The sequence below is a fragment of the Streptomyces sp. NBC_00859 genome, from assembly GCF_045161865.1.
Classification (GTDB): Bacteria; Actinomycetota; Actinomycetes; order Streptomycetales; family Streptomycetaceae; genus Streptomyces.
Genome location: NZ_CP108826.1, coordinates 2,634,362 through 2,651,201 on the forward strand (window position 1 = coordinate 2,634,362; position 16,840 = coordinate 2,651,201).

17 protein-coding genes are annotated in these 16,840 nt (G+C 70.8%); 8 read left to right on the forward strand and 9 right to left on the reverse strand.

Going from position 1 to position 16,840, the window contains the following annotated elements; all coding sequences use genetic code 11:
* Window positions 1-88: 88 nt before the first annotated feature.
* From OG584_RS11045 to OG584_RS11075, 7 genes are all read right to left on the reverse strand, one after another.
* Window positions 89-1,717: a dipeptide ABC transporter ATP-binding protein gene (locus OG584_RS11045; protein ID WP_405777465.1), complete on the reverse strand. Its 1,629-nt coding sequence runs from the start codon at window positions 1,715-1,717 to the stop codon at window positions 89-91.
* Window positions 1,714-2,703 (reverse strand): ABC transporter permease, encoded by a 990-nt coding sequence (locus tag OG584_RS11050; RefSeq protein WP_405783999.1) that lies wholly within the window; start codon window positions 2,701-2,703, stop codon window positions 1,714-1,716. The genes OG584_RS11045 and OG584_RS11050 overlap by 4 nt, the downstream gene beginning before the upstream one ends.
* A 2-nt stretch (window positions 2,704-2,705) precedes the next feature.
* Window positions 2,706-3,698, reverse strand: coding sequence for an ABC transporter permease (locus OG584_RS11055; RefSeq protein WP_405777467.1), 993 nt, complete (start codon window positions 3,696-3,698; stop codon window positions 2,706-2,708).
* Window positions 3,699-3,700: 2 nt separating this feature from the next.
* Entirely contained in the window at window positions 3,701-5,434 is a 1,734-nt protein-coding gene (locus OG584_RS11060; protein WP_405777469.1) for an ABC transporter substrate-binding protein, read from the reverse strand.
* Between the two features lie 179 nt (window positions 5,435-5,613).
* Window positions 5,614-5,709: an Ms4533A family Cys-rich leader peptide gene (locus OG584_RS11065; RefSeq protein ID WP_405777471.1), complete on the reverse strand. Its 96-nt coding sequence runs from the start codon at window positions 5,707-5,709 to the stop codon at window positions 5,614-5,616.
* Between the two features lie 67 nt (window positions 5,710-5,776).
* Window positions 5,777-6,994 (reverse strand): DUF3152 domain-containing protein, encoded by a 1,218-nt coding sequence (locus OG584_RS11070; RefSeq protein WP_405777472.1) that lies wholly within the window; start codon window positions 6,992-6,994, stop codon window positions 5,777-5,779.
* A 47-nt stretch (window positions 6,995-7,041) separates the two neighbouring features.
* Window positions 7,042-8,007: an alpha/beta fold hydrolase gene (locus OG584_RS11075; RefSeq protein ID WP_405777474.1), complete on the reverse strand. Its 966-nt coding sequence runs from the start codon at window positions 8,005-8,007 to the stop codon at window positions 7,042-7,044.
* Between the two features lie 110 nt (window positions 8,008-8,117).
* Between OG584_RS11075 and OG584_RS11080 the strand changes: the two genes are divergently transcribed.
* The 5 genes from OG584_RS11080 to OG584_RS11100 all read left to right on the forward strand — a co-directional run bounded on the left by OG584_RS11080 (window position 8,118) and on the right by OG584_RS11100 (window position 11,415).
* Window positions 8,118-8,402, forward strand: coding sequence for a hypothetical protein (locus OG584_RS11080; RefSeq protein ID WP_405777476.1), 285 nt, complete (start codon window positions 8,118-8,120; stop codon window positions 8,400-8,402).
* 140 nt (window positions 8,403-8,542) lie between these two features.
* A complete protein-coding gene (locus tag OG584_RS11085) occupies window positions 8,543-9,184 on the forward strand; it encodes a TetR/AcrR family transcriptional regulator (protein WP_405777478.1) in 642 nt (213 codons plus the stop codon).
* A 119-nt stretch (window positions 9,185-9,303) separates the two neighbouring features.
* A complete protein-coding gene (locus OG584_RS11090) occupies window positions 9,304-9,531 on the forward strand; it encodes a DUF3107 domain-containing protein (protein WP_266853361.1) in 228 nt (75 codons plus the stop codon).
* 196 nt (window positions 9,532-9,727) lie between these two features.
* The gene (locus tag OG584_RS11095) at window positions 9,728-9,994 is read left to right on the forward strand and encodes a hypothetical protein (protein ID WP_405777480.1); all 267 of its coding nucleotides are present in this window, start codon (window positions 9,728-9,730) and stop codon (window positions 9,992-9,994) included.
* Window positions 9,995-10,095: 101 nt separating this feature from the next.
* A complete protein-coding gene (locus OG584_RS11100; RefSeq protein ID WP_405777482.1) occupies window positions 10,096-11,415 on the forward strand; it encodes an MFS transporter in 1,320 nt (439 codons plus the stop codon).
* Between the two features lie 90 nt (window positions 11,416-11,505).
* On the opposite strand, the gene OG584_RS11105 is transcribed toward OG584_RS11100, so the two are convergent.
* Complete coding sequence (locus OG584_RS11105) at window positions 11,506-12,231, reverse strand: ferritin-like fold-containing protein (protein ID WP_405777484.1); 726 nt, start codon at window positions 12,229-12,231, stop codon at window positions 11,506-11,508.
* A 555-nt stretch (window positions 12,232-12,786) separates the two neighbouring features.
* On the opposite strand from OG584_RS11105, the gene OG584_RS11110 reads away from it, so the two are divergent.
* A complete protein-coding gene (locus tag OG584_RS11110; protein ID WP_405777486.1) occupies window positions 12,787-14,415 on the forward strand; it encodes a DEAD/DEAH box helicase in 1,629 nt (542 codons plus the stop codon).
* Window positions 14,416-14,579: 164 nt separating this feature from the next.
* Window positions 14,580-15,446 carry an alpha/beta fold hydrolase gene (locus OG584_RS11115; RefSeq protein ID WP_405777488.1) on the forward strand — a complete coding sequence of 289 codons (867 nt, stop codon included), beginning with the start codon at window positions 14,580-14,582 and terminating at the stop codon, window positions 15,444-15,446.
* Window positions 15,447-15,492: 46 nt separating this feature from the next.
* Here the strand turns inward: OG584_RS11115 and OG584_RS11120 are convergent, their stop codons facing one another.
* Window positions 15,493-16,380, reverse strand: a complete 888-nt coding sequence (locus OG584_RS11120; RefSeq protein ID WP_405777490.1) for an NYN domain-containing protein — start codon at window positions 16,378-16,380, stop codon at window positions 15,493-15,495.
* Between the two features lie 259 nt (window positions 16,381-16,639).
* On the opposite strand from OG584_RS11120, the gene OG584_RS11125 reads away from it, so the two are divergent.
* The gene (locus OG584_RS11125; RefSeq protein WP_266659153.1) at window positions 16,640-16,792 is read left to right on the forward strand and encodes a hypothetical protein; all 153 of its coding nucleotides are present in this window, start codon (window positions 16,640-16,642) and stop codon (window positions 16,790-16,792) included.
* Window positions 16,793-16,840: the final 48 nt, after the last annotated feature.

The window sequence follows — 16,840 nt, forward strand, 5'->3', positions numbered from 1 at the left end:
ACCGGAAGGGGTGAACCGTCGTAACTTTCTCCCACCGGTCGCGTTCTGTGGCGCTACGGTGCCATTCGGTTACGCGGGGCCGGGCCCGTCAGACCACAGCCAGCTCCGTACGGGCCACCCGGCGCGCCGCTGCGAGCACCGGGTCGAGCGTGGGTACGGCAGCCAGCAGCTGCTTGGTGTACGGGTCCTGCGGATTGCCGTAGACGGTGTCCACGTCTCCCTCCTCGACGATCCGGCCGTGCCGCATCACGGCGACCCGGTCACTGACCTGCCGCACCACCGCGAGGTCGTGGGCGACGAAGACCAGTGCGAGCCCCAGCTCCCGCTGCAACTCGGCGAGCAGGGCGGTGACCTGGGCCTGGGTCGTCACATCGAGCGCGGAGACCGCCTCGTCGCAGACGATCAGCTCCGGCTCGGCGGCGAGCGCCCGTGCGATCCCGACCCGCTGGCGCTGGCCGCCGCTGAACTCGTGCGGATAGCGGTCGTACTGGGCCGCGTCCAGGCCGACCCGGCCCAGCAGATCGCGGACCCGGTCCCGGATCAGGGACTCGTCCCGGTCGCCGCGCGCCCGCAGCGGGTCCGCGACCGACTCCCCCACGGAGCGGCGGGGGTTGAGCGAGGACACCGGGTCCTGGAAGACCATCTGCACCCGGTCGACGCGGTGCAGCCGCCCCGACGTGGGCTCCAGCAGACCGACGAGCATCCGCCCCAGGGTGGTCTTGCCACTGCCGCTCTCACCGACGATGCCCAGGGTCTCTCCGGGGCGGACGGCGAGGGACACCCCGTCGACCGCCGCTAGCGCCGAGCGCCCCCGGCCGAACACCCGCCGGACGTCGACGGCTTCGACCAGCGGGGCGGCCCCTCCGGTGGCCGGGCCCCGGCCACCGGGCACCCGCGGCCCGCCCCCGTCCGCCCCGTTGCGTACGGCACCCGGCCGTACCGCCTCCACCCTCGGCACCGCGGCGAGCAGCGCCCGGGTGTACGGCTCGCGCGGTGCGCCGAGCACCTCGGCCACGGGACCGCGCTCCACGGCGCGCCCGTCCTTCATCACCAGTACGTCGTCCACCGACTCCGCCGCGACGCCCACGTCGTGCGTGACCAGCAGCAGTCCCATCCCCGTCTCCTGCCGCAGCCCGTGCAGCAGGTCGAGGATCTGCGCCTGGACCGTGACGTCCAGGGCGGTCGTCGGCTCGTCCGCGATCAGCAGCTGGGGCTCGCAGGCCAGCGCCATCGCGATCAGCGCCCGCTGGCGCATCCCGCCGCTGAACTCGTGCGGCCGGGACCTGGACCGCCGGGCGGCGTCCGGGATGCCCACCCGGTCGAGCACGTCGACCGCCCGCGCGCGGGCCGCGCGGCGGGAGGCCTTCGCATGGACGCGGTACACCTCGGCGATCTGGTCGCCGATCGCGTAGTACGGGTCCAGCGAGGAGAGCGGGTCCTGGAAGACCATCGCGGCCTTCCCGCCGCGCAGCGCGCGCAGTTCCGGATCGGACGCGTTCTGCACGTCCACCCCGGCGACCGTCACGGAGCCGGTGACCCGGGCGCCGCTCCCCCGGTGCAGCCCGAGCAGGGCGTAGGCGGACGCGCTCTTGCCGGAGCCGGACTCGCCGACGACACCGAGTGCGCCGCCCGCCTCCAGCGTGAACGACAGGCCGTCCACGGCCTGTACGGATCCGTCGAAGGTGACCGCGAGATCCCTGACGTCGACGAGACTCATGACAGGACCACCCGTCGGTCGGCCACCGCGTACAGCACGTCCGCTGCGACATTGGCGAGCACCACGAAGAAACCGGTCACGAGGACCATGCCGACCACCACCGGCAGGTCGACCACGTCGACCGCGTGGACGAGTTCGCGCCCGAGGCCGGGCAGCCCGAAGAGCGACTCGGTCAGCACGGCGCCGCCGAACATCGAGCCGAAGTCATTGGCGTTGAGCGCGATGATGGGGGCCAGCGCCCCGCGCAGCGCGTGCCGTCCGATGATCCGGCGCTCGCTGACGCCGTACGCACGGAAGGTCCGCACATGGTCGTCGGCCAGTGTCTCCAGCATCGAGGCCCTGGTCAGACGGGCGTACTTGGCGGACTCGATCAGCGCGAGCGAGAGCCAGGGCAGCAGCAGGTTCCACGCCCACTGCTGGGGGTCGTCGGAGAACGGTACGTACTCCGGGTACGGCAGCCAGCCCAGCGTCCCGCACACCACGATCATCAGCACCAGGCCGATGACGAAGACGGGTGTCGCGTTCCCGGCCAGGGTGATCCCGGTGAGCACCCGCTCGGTGGGGCGTCCGCGCCGCCAGGCGGAGAGGACACCGGTGCCGACCCCGAGGATCAGCCACATCACCATCGCGCCGAGCGCGAGCGAGGCGGTGACCGGCAGCTTGGTGAGGATCAGCTGGGTGACCTGCTGGTCCGTGCGGTACGACAGACCGAGGCAGGGCGCCTTGCAGTGCAGCACCGAGGTGCCGGTGGAGAAGTCCCGCCCGGCGAAGATGCCCTGCAGGAAGTGCCCGTACTGCACGTACAGGGGGTCGCCGAGCCGCAGTTGTTCGCTGACCTGGTGCACCTGGGCCGGGGAGCAGCGCGGTCCGCAGGTGATCTGGGCGACGTTGCCCGGGGCGACGTAGAAGACCGCGTAGATGATCACGGAGATCGCGAAGAGGGTGATGACGGCGCCGACGAAGCGCCGCAGCAGGAAGCCCGCCATGTTCATGCCGCCGCTCCCTTCTCGCGCCTGCGTCCGGTACCGATGCGCAGCCGGGATGCGGCGCGCGGGTCGAGCGCGGTCCGTACGCCGTCGCCGAACACCGTCAGTGAGAAGACGGTGAGGAAGAGCATCCCGGCGGGGAGCAGCAGATACTGCGGCGCGGCCTGGTACCAGACGTCGGCCGATGTGAGCATCTGTCCCCAGGACGGGGTGGGCGGCTTGACGCCGACCCCGAGGAAGGAGAGCGCGGCCTCGGCCGAGATGTTGGACGGGAAGAGCAGTGCGGCATATGTGATGACGGGCGCGGCCAGCGAGGGCAGCAGCTCACGGCGGGCGATCTGCCACTGGTTCCAGCCGCTGAGCCGGGCCGCCGCGACATGGTCGAGCGATTTGAGGCTCAGCGTCGCGGCCCGGACGATCTTCGCCGTACCGCCCCAGCCGATGAGGCCGATGACGAGCGCGACCAGCACGGGCCGGGGGAAGGTGTCGGGGACGATGGCCAGCAGGGCCAGCGAGAGCACCATCAGCGGCATCGCCACGACGACGTCGGTGATCCGGCTGAGAACGTTGTCGACGAGCTTGTTGCCGAGACCCGCGGCGACTCCGAAAGCGACGCCGAGCAGCACCTGTACGAGGGTCGCGGCGAATGCCACGGAGAGCGAGATCCGGGCCCCGTAGACCAGCCGGGCGAAGAGGTCGCGCCCGGTCTGCGGTTCGATGCCCAGCCAGTGATCGGCGCTGATGCCGCCGAGGGAGCCGGTGGGGACGCCGCCGCGCGCCGAGTCGATGAGGCCGGGGTGGTAGACGTTGGGGTCCTGGCCCTCCAGGGCGGTGAGCAGGGGCGCGGCGAGGGCGACCAGGATGAGCAGGGCGACGACGACCGCCGCGGCGGTGGTGGCGCGCTGTCCGCGCAGCCGCCGCCAGAACTGACGGGCCCCGGAGGCGGGGACCGCGGCCGCGGTCCCCGCTCCTTCGGCCAACAAGGCTTCTGACATGGTTACTTGACCGCTACCTGCGAGATGTCGAGCACACCGGTCCAGTCGCTGATCACGACGTTCTTGATGTCCTGGCCGTACAGCCGCTTGTAGACCGGGTGGAAGAGCGGCACGGTCAGCGCCTGTGCGCCGATCTTCTTGTCGAGCGCGCCCCAGCGCCGGGCCGCGGCGCTCAGGTCGGTGAGCTTGTTGATCGCGTCGATCTCCTTGTTGACCGAAGGGTCGTTCAGGAACCCGGTGTTGAAGTTGGCGCCGTCCCTGACGATCTGGCGGCCGTCGAAGATCGGGGCGAGGAAGGGGCCGCCGGAGGGCCAGTCGGCACCCCAGTGGGCGAGGAAGAGACCGGGCTCCGTCTTCGCGTTCTTGGTCTTGTCCTTGTAGTCGTTGTCCTCCAGGCCCCGGAGCTTGACGGTGATGCCCGCCTTCTTCAGCGACTCCTGGAGGGCGGTGGCGATCTCCGGACTGGTCTCGAAGTCCTTGGCGTTGGAGTGCGTCAGGGTGACGGTCAGGCCCTTGGCGTAGCCGGCCTGCTTCAGCAGCGCCTTCGCCTTCGCCGGGTTGCCCGTGGCCCCCGCCGGGAAGTCGTCGTACGGCGTGTAGCCGAAGGACTTCTGGTTGGGCAGGTAGGTGGTGGCGGGCTCGGCGAGCGCGGAACCGCCGGCCGCGTTGATCACCGAGGAGCGGTCCACCGCGTAGGAGACGGCCTGGCGCACCTTCGGGTTGTCGAAGGGCTTCACCTTCGGGTTGAAGGCGAGGTAGTTCGTGTAGCCGAAGTGGCCGGTGCCGACGCGCGCGGCGAGCTTCTTGTCGCCGGTGACCTTCGCCAGTTCGGCCGGGCCGAGGTTGGTGTCGGTGGTGACGGCGGCGGCGTCCGGGCCCTGGGAACTGGCCAGCCGCTGGTTGATGACCGAGGAGTCGAGTCCGGAGCGGACGTCGATGGTGTCGGGGTAGGCCTTGCGTTCGCTGTCGGTCTTCGCCGACCACTGGGGGTTGCGCGCGAGCGTGATCCGCTCACCGTCGTTCTCGTTCTTGACGACCTTGTACGGGCCCGACGAGAGCGGGTGCTCCTCGTACTTGGTGCCGGTGTCCTTGGCCTTCGGCACGGGGGTCGTCTGCGTCTGGGTCGCCAGGTAGGGGAACTCGCCCTCGGGCTTGTTCAGATGGAAGACGATCGTGCGGGCGTCGGGCGTCAAGATGGAGTCGAGGCCCTTGCCCTTCTTGCCGTCGGCTCCCGCCTTGTACGGGCCCTGGTACTGGGCCCCGCCTATGAGCCAGTCGCGCAGATAGGGCGCCCCGCCCGAGAGTTCGCCGGCGAACGACCGCTCGATGCCGTACTTGATGTCACCGGACGTGATGGGGGTGCCGTCCTCGTACCGCAGGCCCTTCTTGAGGGTGTACGTCCAGACGGTGGCGTTCTTGCTCGGTCTGCCCAGGTCGGTCGCGAGGTCGGGGACGACCTTCGCTCCGGCGGCCCCGTTCGCGCGGTGGCGGGTGGTGAGCGTACGGAAGACCAGCGACGGGACGTTGCCGCCGCCCGATGTGTAGAGGCGCGCGGGGTCGAAGTCGGTCTGGGGCTGGCTGTTGAGGACGGTGAGTCTGCCGCCCTTCTCGGGCTTGCCGTGGGCTCCGGACGTGGCGCTGCCGCTGTCCTTGGGCCCGGCGCAGGCGGCAGCGCCCAGGGCCAGGACCAGACTCGCGGCCGCCACGGACGCTGTGCGTGGGGACAGATGACGCATCGGAGAGGCACCTCTCGGGTGTGCTGAACGCGGAACGTGACAGGGATCTGATCCGCACAGGCAGCAGCGCCGGAAGAGGGAACACCGGAGACATACGAAATGCCGCGCCCGCGGGAGGTGAGGAGAGCCCCGGGCGCGGCAGCGAGGAAAAGGCCGGCACGCGCCAGGGACAGGCGGTGTCAGCGACAGAGAATGTCAGCGACGCAGTGCTCGGTGACGCCGAACAGCACCAGCTCAAGAGCGGTGCGGTCGGGGGACTCCGGGCAGTGCGGCATGCCGAGAAATATGAACGACCCACCGACTGATGTCAACGCGGATGGACGGGAAAGTGAGACAGCGGTCTCAGCCGGTGGGATAGACCCAGGGATTGGCCCGGCACTTGATCCCGTCGATGTCCAGCGACTTGGTCTGCTGCTGCATGACCGGCGCGAGCGCACCGGGGGTGCGGCAGCTCACGTGGTTGTGACCGAGCCGGTGGCCGACTTCGTGGTTGATCAGCATCTGCCGGTACGGGTAGATCTTGCTGTCCCCGTAGGTCGTCGATCCCTGGGCCCAGCGATAGGCATTGATCATCACGCGGTCCGTGGCCGCCGAATCGCAGGACACATTCTCTTCGAGCGTGTCGAGACCGGACTTGGCACACCAGTGCGCGGTGGTGACCGGGCTGGCCAGAGTAATCACGAAATCCGGGTCACCGGACGAAACGCGCTCAAATGTCTTGGCGCCGTTGTGCGCCCAACTCCGTTTGTCGTTCAGGGTCTTCTGGACCGCGTCGGCGAAGAGTGTGCCGTCGAGCCCCATTCCCTTCTCGATATCCACCCGGTAGCGGTATTTGTGCCCGTGCCCCGGCGCAACGGCCGATCCCGGGACCACGGAGAAATCGCCGGACGCCTTGAGTTTCGGGGCGAGGGGATACAGCTTCGACATCTTCTGCATATACGTCAGCGGCACCGGGGCAGCCTTCGGCGTCACCCGGTTGTCACCGCGCGAGACGGCCCCAGCCCCTGTCTCCCGGTTGACCGCGCCGGCGGCCTGCGGACCACTGTGGCCGCCGCCTCCGCCGACGACCTGGCCGGCGACCACGACCGCGAGCACGGTGGTCACGGCAGCGGCGGCGATCCCGGTGAAGGTGCGGCCCTTGCCGCCCTTGCTGCCGTCCGCGCCGCCGTCGGCGCTGTCGTCCGCGCCGTCGCCGTTGCCGCCCGCGCTCTGCCGGCCGCCTGCCGGAGAGCCGTCGGCTCCGGAATTGGCTGCGGGGGCAGCGGGGGCGGCGCTACCGGTGTCAGGACCGGCGCCCGCGCCCGGGAGTTCCTTGAAGGCCTCGACGAACTCCTTGCGCGGTCCGGGTACTCGGGGGCGCGGCTGCACGCCCTGCCAGGCGCCGTACCGCTCGGGCCCCGGCGCCTTCCCCTCGGAATCCTGGGGGTGTCCGCCCCGCACCTGCCCGGAATCCGCCGCCCCTTCGGGGGCTCTCCTGCGGCGCCCGGTTCCCGACCCGCCCGGTGCCGGGGCGCCGGTGTCCGCGCCGTCGCCGGCGGTGTCGCCGGAGCTGTCCTCCACGCTCTGAGGCACATCGCCCCGACGGCTGTGACGTCCCACTCCCCGGATCAGCTCCCACTGCTGTTGTTGTCGTCCACCAGCTCCCGGAAGGCCTTCGCGACCAGTTCCGGGTACTCCATCATCGCCACGTGCCCGGCGTCGGGCAGCGACAGCAGCCGGGAGCCGCGGAACGCGGCAGCCGCCTTACGGGCCATACGGTACGAGACCAGCTGGTCCCGGACCCCGTACACCAGCAGCGTAGGGGCCAGCACCCGTTGGGCCTGACGCCACAGCCCGTGCTGCCCGCCCAGTGTGTACGCATCGACGATGCCGCGTGCCGACCGGGTCATGGCATCCCAGAAATACGGCAGCCGCAGCCGCCGCTCCATCTCCTCGACCGCGTTGCGCAGGCCGTCCTCGCTGACGCGCGACGGGTCGCCGTAACAGAGTCCCAGCATGCCGCGCGTACGCATCTCGGGCGTCCACTCCCTGGTGAGCCGCAGGAACAGCGCGGCGACACCGGGCACCGCGAGCAGCGCGGTGGGCGCGGCCGTGCGCTGTACGCGCAGGTCGGGCAGGGCGGGCGAGATCAGAGTGAGCGTGCGCACCAGATCGGGGCGCAGGGCGGCGACCCGCGTGGTGACGGCCCCGCCCAGCGAGTTGCCGAAGAGGTGGACCGGGCCCCGGTCACCGGCGTCGAGCATCCGGATCACCGCACGGGCGTGCCCGGTGACGGAGTAGTTCCCGTCGTCGGGCGGCGGCGAGTCCCCGAATCCGGGCAGGTCGAGCGCCTCGCAGTCCACGGTGCCGTCGAGGAGCGCCATCAGCGCCGACCAGTTCTGCGAGGACCCGCCGAGCCCGTGCACGAAGAGCGCGGGCGGCAGCCCGGCACGGGTGGGGGGCCGGAAACGTACGTGCAGCGTCAGCCCGGGGAGCGTGACGGTCCGCAGTTCCTCTCCAGCCGCGATCCGTACGGTGCTCGCCCCGGTGGCCGGGACGGCGGCCGCGATTCCCGGCAGCTCGGTCGAAGACATAAGGCGATGTTACGAGACGATCACGCGGGCATCCGTGTGTTCGCCGTCACAGACACATCGCGCTCCGGGCCGTGTGCTCCTACTCTCGGTAGGGAGGGAAGGGAAGCAACATGCCGACCGAGCCCAGCGAAAGCGCGGATCCCCGGTACCCCGGTACCGGCGGCAGCGGTGACGGCGCCGCCGAGCCCCCCGAAGACATCACGGACATCGAGGGCGCGGAATCCGCACCGGACCGCGACGCCGAGGCCGATCCGGCCGACAGCGCGGAGCAGCGGAAGGATCTCACTCCGCAGGAGGACGACCCGCTGACCGGCATCGATCCGTCGAAAGCCGACGAGGCGGACGCCAGCGAGCAGGCGCGGGTGGTTCCTGTGGATGAGGACGACTACCGCTGAAAGCGCTTCCGCACCCGTCCGGTCCGTGAAATTCTGCGTCCGCACCACACACAGCCGGGTTACCCAAAAGTACGATGGCGTGCAGCGACGCACCAGCGTGTGCTTGTTCAACTGAGCTTGTTCAATCATTGGGAGGCGGCGTGACAGCCATCGAGCAGACCGAGGCAGCGCGCCCGCGGGGTACGCGGCTGCCGCGCCGCGCACGACGGAATCAGTTGCTGGGGGCCGCCCAGGAGGTCTTTGTCGCGCAGGGCTACCACTCCGCGGCGATGGACGACATCGCCGAGCGTGCGGGCGTCAGCAAGCCGGTGCTCTACCAGCACTTCCCCGGCAAGCTCGACCTCTATCTGGCGCTGCTGGACCAGCACTGCGAGTCGCTGCTCCAGGCGGTCCGTACCGCGCTGGCCTCGACCACGGACAACAAACTGCGCGTGGCCGCGACGATGGACGCCTACTTCGCGTACGTCCAGGACGAGGGCGGGGCGTTCCGGCTGGTCTTCGAGTCCGACCTGACGAACGAGCCGGCCGTCCGCGAGCGCGTCGACCGGGTCTCGCTGCAGTGCGCCGAGGCGATCTCGGACGTGATCGCGGGAGACACCGGACTCTCCAAGGACGAGTCGATGCTGCTGGCCGTGGGCCTCGGCGGGGTCTCCCAGGTGGTGGCCCGCTACTGGCTCTCCAGCGAGTCCGGTATCCCGCGCGACACCGCGGTGCAGCTGCTCACCTCGCTGGCCTGGCGCGGCATCGCGGGCTTCCCGCTGCACGGCAGCGAGCAGAGCTGACGTCCGTGTTCGCTGCGGGCGTGCGGTGCTGACGTCCTGCGGGGCGGCCGGCCGGGCTAATGTGTGCTGCGTACGGCGCGGCTGACCGCGCACCGCACGACCGTCGGAGGGACATAGCCGTGGAGGTCAAGATCGGGGTTCAGCACGCGCCCCGGGAGATCGTTCTGGAGAGCGGGCAGTCCGCCGAGGAGGTCGAGCGCTCGGTTGCCGACGCGCTGGCCGGCAAGGCGCAGCTGCTCAGCCTCACGGACGACAAGGGCCGCAAGGTCCTGGTACCTGCCGACCGCATCGCGTACGTGGAGCTCGGTGAGCCCGCTACCCGGCGCGTCGGGTTCGGCGCCCTGTAGGCAGCACAACAGCAGGACAGCACAGCAGAACGAACGACGGGAACGGCCCGGCGGTCAACATGACGGCCGGGCCGTTCCCGTGCGTGTGGTCCGTGCGCGGCAAGGATTGCGTTCCGCGACCACCGGGTAAGACGGCAAGCAGCAAGGAACCGCCCCTGCTCACAGCTCACTCACAGCGGCGCACGGAAGGGAAGACATGCTCTGGGAAGCTCTCGTATCCGTACTGCTGGGTCTGGCGCTGGCCTGGTGCGCAGCACAGAAGCTGCCCACTCGCCTGCCGTCCCGTCAGGTGGTCCTGGCCACCGGTCCGACCGGCGCACTCTTCGGCGCCTTCCTCACCCGCTCCGCGGTCGGCCCCGACCATGGCCCGTTGATCATTCTCGGCGCTGTGGTGATCGGCGCCGTGGTGCTCTCGCTGCTGCTGCGGCCGGTCCGCAGGATCCGCCGGTCACCTGCCCTCTAGGCCCTGCGGGCTGATCCGCCGAGGACCGGCCGGACAGAACCCCGGCACGGCGGCGGGAAAGGCACTGGCGGACGGGTCGCGGGCGCCACCAGAATGGCGCGATGGTTCTGATCAACCGCGGGTACCGGCTGCTCTGGGCAGGCCAACTGGTCTCCCAGATAGGGGACTTCGTCTTCAGCACGACGCTGGCCCTGTGGATCGGCACGGTCCTGCTCGGTGGCAGGTCCTACGCCCCCGCCGCCGTATCCGCGCTGGTCGTCGTCGTGGCGGTCGGGACGCTGCTGGTCGGTCCGATCGCCGGGGTGTTCGTCGACCGCTGGGACCGCAGGCGGACGATGCTGGGCGCGGACCTCGTACGGGCCGGGCTCATCGGCGCCCTGACCGTGGTGGCCTTCCTCCCCACCGGCACTCTGCCGGAGACGGCCGAACTCGTCGTCGTGTACGCCACCGTCCTGCTGGCCACCGGCGCCGCCCAGTTCTTCAACCCGGCCCGGTTCGCGCTCGTCGGCGAACTGGTGGAGCCGGACCAGCGGGCCAGAGCGGCGGGTATCGGCCAGGCCACCCAGGCGATCGCCACCATCGCCGGACCGCCTCTCGCCGCCCCGCTGCTGTTCTCGGTGGGAGTGCGCTGGGCGCTCCTGCTCAACGCCGTCTCCTTCCTGGTGTCGTTCGCCGCGGTCCGGGCGGTCCGTGTGCCGCGAGGCCGGGCGGCCCCGTCCCCGGTGGCCGGCGTGGAGCCGTCGACCGGAGCGGCCGGGGTGCGGAAGGAGCTGGCCGCCGGTCTGCGCCTCGTGGTCCGCAGCGGGCCCGTGACCGCGCTGATCGTCACCATCGCCCTGGTCACCGTCGGGGCCGATGCGCTGAACTCACTCAACGTGTTCTTCGTGACCGACAACCTCGGGGCGGCCTCGCGCTGGTACGGAACCCTCGAAATGGCGCTCGGCTTCGGCCTTGTCGCCGGTGCGCTGGGTGCGACCGTGCTGGCAGGGCGTTTCGGCGGGGCCCGGCTGTTCTCGGCCGGCCTCGTACTCACCGGGGCCGGTCTGGTGATCTACTCCAGGCTGACCGGTCTGGGGGCTGCGCTCGCCGTGCTGGCTCTGGTCGGTATCCCGCTCGCCGTGGTCAACACCGCTCTCACGCCGGTGCTTCTGGCCCACGTCCCGCAGTCGCACCTGGGCCGGGTCATCTCGGTGATCAACCCGGTGCAGCAGCTCGCCGCTCTCGTCGGTGTCTCGGTGTCCGGCTGGCTCGCCAGCACCGTCCTCAGCGATTTTCACGCCGAGATAGCCGGCATACGGTTCGGACGGATCGACACGATCTTCACCGTCGCGGGCTTTCTCGTGGTCGCGGGCGGCCTCTACGCGGCCGTTGCGCTGCGCTCCGCCGACGAGCCGCTCCCGGGACCAGCGCCGGCACAGTGACCGGCCCCGGCTCTGCGACGCCGGAGAACGCACGGGGGCGCGCCCGGGTCCGTCGCCCCGGGTGGCCGTCCCGGCTCCGGATGCGCTTCGTTACGCCGCAAGTCCCAGGGCGGCCATCCGCTTGGTGTGGGCCTCCGTGATCCGGGTGAACATCCGGCCGACCTCGGCGAGGTCGAAGCCGTCGGCGACGCCGCCCACCAGCATGGTGGAGAGCGCGTCCCGGTCGGCCACCACGCGCTGGGCCTGACTCAGCGCCTCGCCCATCAGGCGTCGTGCCCACAGGGCCAGCCGGCCACCGACCCGGGGCTCCGCCTCGATCGCCGCGCGTACCTTCTCGACGGCGAAGTTGCCGTGGCCCGTGTCGTCGAGCACCCCGAGCACCAGCTCACGGGTATCGGTGTCCAGCCGGGCCGCGACCTCACGGTAGAAGTCACTCGCGATCGAGTCGCCGACATACGCCTTGACCAGCCCCTCCAGCCAGTCCGACGGCGCGGTCTGGCGGTGGAAGTCGTCCAGGGCCTGCGCGAAGGGCTCCATGGAGGCCGTGGGCTCCACGTCGATCGCCGACAGCCGGTCGGACAGCCGCTCGAAGTGGGAGAACTCGGCGGACGCCATCTTCGCCAGTGCCGCCTTGTCGCCGAGCGTCGGCGCGAGCTTGGCATCCTCGGCCAGCCGCTCGAAGGCCGCCAGCTCGCCGTACGCGAGCGCGCCGAGCAGGTCCACGACCGCGGCGTGGTACTTCGGGTCGGCCGACGCCGTCTCCCAGTTCTGGGCGGCGATACCGGTCTGTTCCTTGGCGGTGTCAGGCGTCTGCATGGACCGCACAATAGCGCTCCGCCCGCCGGGGACGAATTGCCGAGCGGAGCCCGTCAGAGAGCCGGGCGCGCACCGGGCGGGCTTTGAGCCACCCTCTTGTGAGGGGCGGGCAAGGGGCGGGCGGGGGCCGTGTGACGGGCGGGAATGCGGGGCCGGAAAAGACCGGCGCGGGCGCCTGTGACCACTGTGTCCTTGGTCTCCTGATGAATTCACCCGACGCGCCTGCGCGATTTGGGGGTACAGTGGTAATGCGCCTGCCGAATGTTCAGCAAGTTCGGCGGGTCATCCGAATGAGGATGCCCGGTCGGTGGCCCGATCGGCTCCACCTGACCGCCCTCACCAATTAGATGTGAGGGGCCCCCTCAGCGGCACGAGCGCTTGAGCGAAGGCAGTGGTCCCGCGCCAGTCGGCACGGTACGACCCCCTTGTTCGCCTCGGTCCGCGTCTCACAGAAGAGGCAGCACCCTGACTACGTTCCGAGACCTCGGCATTCTCACCGAGACCGCCGAAGCCCTTGAGGCTGTCGGCATCACGTCCCCCTTCCCCATCCAGGAGATGACGCTCCCCGTCGCGCTCTCCGGCTCCGACGTCATCGGCCAGGCCAAGACCGGCACCGGCAAGACGCTCGGCTTCGGACTGCCGCTCCTGGAGCGCGTCACCGTCCCCGCCGATGTCGAGGCGGGCCGGGCCAAGCCCGACAAGCTGACCGACGCGCCCCAGGCGCTCGTCGTCGTCCCCACCCGCGAGCTGTGCCAGCAGGTCACCAACGACCTGCAGACCGCCGGCAAGGTCCGTAACGTCCGGGTGCTCGCCATCTACGGCGGGCGGGCCTACGAGCCGCAGGTCGAGGCGCTGAAGAAGGGCGTCGACATCATCGTCGGCACCCCGGGCCGGCTGCTCGACCTGGCGGGTCAGAAGAAGCTCAACCTGGGCCACATCCGCGCCCTCGTCCTGGACGAGGCCGACGAGATGCTGGACCTGGGCTTCCTCCCCGACGTCGAGCGCATCATGAGCATGCTGCCGCCGAAGCGTCAGACCATGCTGTTCTCGGCGACCATGCCCGGCGCCGTCATCGGTCTGGCCCGGCGCTACATGTCGCAGCCCACTCACATCCGTGCGACCTCGCCCGACGGCGAGGGCCAGACGGTCGCGAACATCACGCAGCACATCTTCCGCGCCCACTCCATGGACAAGCCCGAGCTCGTCTCGCGCATCCTCCAGGCGGACGGCCGCGGACTGTCGATGATCTTCTGCCGTACGAAGCGGACGGCCGCCGACATCGCCGAGCAGCTCGCGACCCGGGGCTTCGCCTCGGGCGCGGTCCACGGCGACCTCGGCCAGGGCGCCCGTGAGCAGGCGCTGCGCGCCTTCCGCAACGGCAAGGTCGACGTCCTCGTCTGCACCGACGTCGCGGCCCGCGGTATCGATGTCGACGATGTGACGCACGTCATCAACTACCAGTCCCCCGAGGACGAGAAGACGTATCTGCACCGCATCGGCCGCACCGGCCGCGCGGGCAAGTCGGGTACGGCGATCACCCTGGTCGACTGGGACGACATCCCGCGCTGGAAGCTGATCAACAAGGCGCTCGACCTGCCGTTCGACGACCCGGAGGAGACGTACTCCACCTCCGCCCACCTCTACGAGCTGCTGGGCATCCCCGCGGGCACGAAGGGTGTTCTGCCGCGAGCGGACCGTACGCGCGCCGGGCTCGGCGCCGAGGCGCTCGAGGACCTGGGCGAGACCGGTGGCCGCGGCCGCAGCAAGGCGTCCGTGCCCGCACCCGCCGTGAAGGAGGAGCGCGCCCCGCGTACGCCCCGCCAGCGCAGGCGCACCCGCAACGGCGCGCCGCTCACGGAGGCCGACACGGCAGCGTCCGCCACGGAGGCCGCGACCGAGGTGTCCGCCCCGGCGGACGCCGCCACCGCCGACGAGGCACGCGCACCGCGCCGCCGCCGCCGTGCGAGGTCGAGCAGCGCCGACGCGCAGACCGCGGTCGCCGAGGCAGCGGTGGTGGCTCCGGCCGCGCCGGTGGCCGAGGCCCCTGCCGCGGTCAAGCCGAAGCGGACCCGCACACGGACGGCCAAGGCCCCGGCGGCGGCTGCCGTCGAGGCGGAGCCGGCCGAGGCCAAGCCGAGGCGGCGCCGCACGAGGGCGCCGAAGGCGGCCCAGCCGGAGAGCTGATCGCACGCACCGGTGGCCCGGACCCCCAGCGGGGTCCGGGCCACCGGTGCGTGCTGGGCCCGCGCCCGCGCCGGCCACCAGCTCGCGCCGACACATCCGTGCGGCCCGGGTTCCGCGTCCCCGGACATCCAGGTCCTGTCCGGCCGAGGCGCTAGCCTCGTGCCATGAGCAGGCCTCCCACCTTCGCGCCGCCCGCGGGCACCCGTGCCCACTCCCTCCGGACCTCCCGCGGCACCTTCGCCACCCTGGTGGCCCCCGCCGCGGCGGGGGCAGCGGGGACCGGCGCACCGGCTGCCGGCCGCACCGCCCTGCTGCTCCCCGGGTTCACGGGGAGCAAGGAGGACTTCGTCGCGATGCTGCGGCCGCTGGCCACCGCCGGATACCGTGTGCTCGCTATCGACGGACGCGGGCAGTACGAGAGCGCCGGTCCCGACGACCAGGATGCTTACGCCCAGGGCGAGTTGGCCCGGGACGTACTGGCCCAGGCCGAGGCGGCCGGCACGCCCGTGCACCTGGTCGGGCACTCACTCGGTGGCCAGATCGCCCGCGCGGCGGTACTGCTCGACCCCACACCCTTCGCGTCGCTGACACTGATCTCGTCCGGCCCCGCCCGGGTCAACGCCGCCCAGCAGGAGAAGATCAGGCTGCTGAGCGACGCGCTCGCCGCGCTCACGATGGAACAGGTCTGGGACGCGATGCGCGCGATGGACCCGCCGCAGGATGCCGACCCCGTGGAGGAACCAGCCCTGCGGCGGCGCTGGTTGATGCACAACCCGGCGCAACTCATAGCCACTGGTCGGCAGTTGACGCACGAACCGGACCGGGTGGATGAGCTCGCCGCGCTCCCGCTGGCCCAGCACGTCGTCTCGGGCGAGCGCGACGACACCTGGCCGGTCCCCCTGCTCGACGAGATGGCCGTACGGCTCGGGGCTGCCCGGAGCGTCATCACCGGGGCCGAACACTCCCCCAACACCGACCGGCCCGAGCGGACGGCCGAGGTGCTGGCCGCGTTCTGGGACGCGGCCGGCTGAACGGATACGGGCCCGGCCTGCCGGACCGGCAGGCCGGGGCGCGCCGTCAGTACTGCGACTGCAGATGGTTCCAGAAGCCGTCCCGAAGCGCCCGCCGCAGGTCGCCGTGGCCACGCAGCGACCGCTGGAGCAACCGCTCCGCCTCGACCAGCAGATCCTGGTCCACGGGGCCCGGCAGGTAGGGGCGTCCCGGCAGCAGCTCGGCCAGCGTCTGACGGCCGCGTTCGGCGAGCCAGGTCGCCGCGATCTGCGCGCCGACGAAGCGGACGTCCTCACGGGACGGCGGGGCCGCCCCCTCCTCGTACACCGTGACCGGGCGGCGTCCCACGTACGGCTTCCAGAACTCCAGGTCGAAGGTCCGCTGGCTGTCGACCTCCCAGAGCAGCGGCTCGGCCTGGTTTCGGCCCTCCCCCGCTTCGATGCCCCAGAGGTGGACCCGCGCGCCGTACCCCTGAGCGGCCTCGACGGCGGAGACGAGGTCCTCGTCTCCGCCGACCAGTGCGGCGTCGCTGATCGCACGGTGCCTGGCGAGTGATTCCAGATCAGTGCGGATCAGGGAGTCGACGCCCTTCTGCTGGTTGTTGGCGTTCAGATTGCCGAGGCGGACCTTGACGTCCGGCAGCTCGGCGATCGACTGCTGTTCCGGGGTGTGGATACGACGCCGGGCGCCGTCGTACCAGTACACCCGCAGCAGCCTGCTGTCCGCGAAGATGGTCCGCGCCTTGTCGATGAACGCCTCGATCAGGCCCTCTGCGTCGAGGTCGAACGATCTGCGGTCCTCGTTCCCGGTGACCAGCAGGCCGGCCGCGGCGTACACGTATCCGGCGTCGACGAAGATCGCGTGCGTGGAGGGTGTCTTGGACACCTCGGAGAGCACGCGCTGGAGGAGCGCGTTGGTGCGCTCCAGCTGGGCGCTGATATCTGGATCGTTCATACAGGGCTCATTGTCTGTGGCGTCACCGAGTGAGCACAACCTGCGGCCCGACCCATCGGTCGTTAGGCTCGCGAAAATTTTCTTTAGCGTAGGGAATGTTTGCCAGGGGCAACCCGTTACTACCTACAGAACGTGTTGCTGCTAAGTCGCGCAATCACCTCTTAACGGACGGGCAACCGTCCGGACCCACCGCGGGACGAGACTGTGGAGCCCGCACCAGTAGTTCTCCTAGCAGGAGGATCAGACGAAGGGAGAAGCCTTGCGCTTCGAAATCATGCGACTCGATGATGTCGATGGCTCCGCCGTGGACAGCACCGTCGTAGACGCCGCCTCCGTCAACCGGATCGTGCAGCAGGCCGCCGCAATCGGCCAGCGCATCTACATCCGCCCGGCCGACACATCGGCCTCGTAACACCGGAAGATTTTCCAGAGGAAGCGCCCCCGTGCAGACGCACGGGGG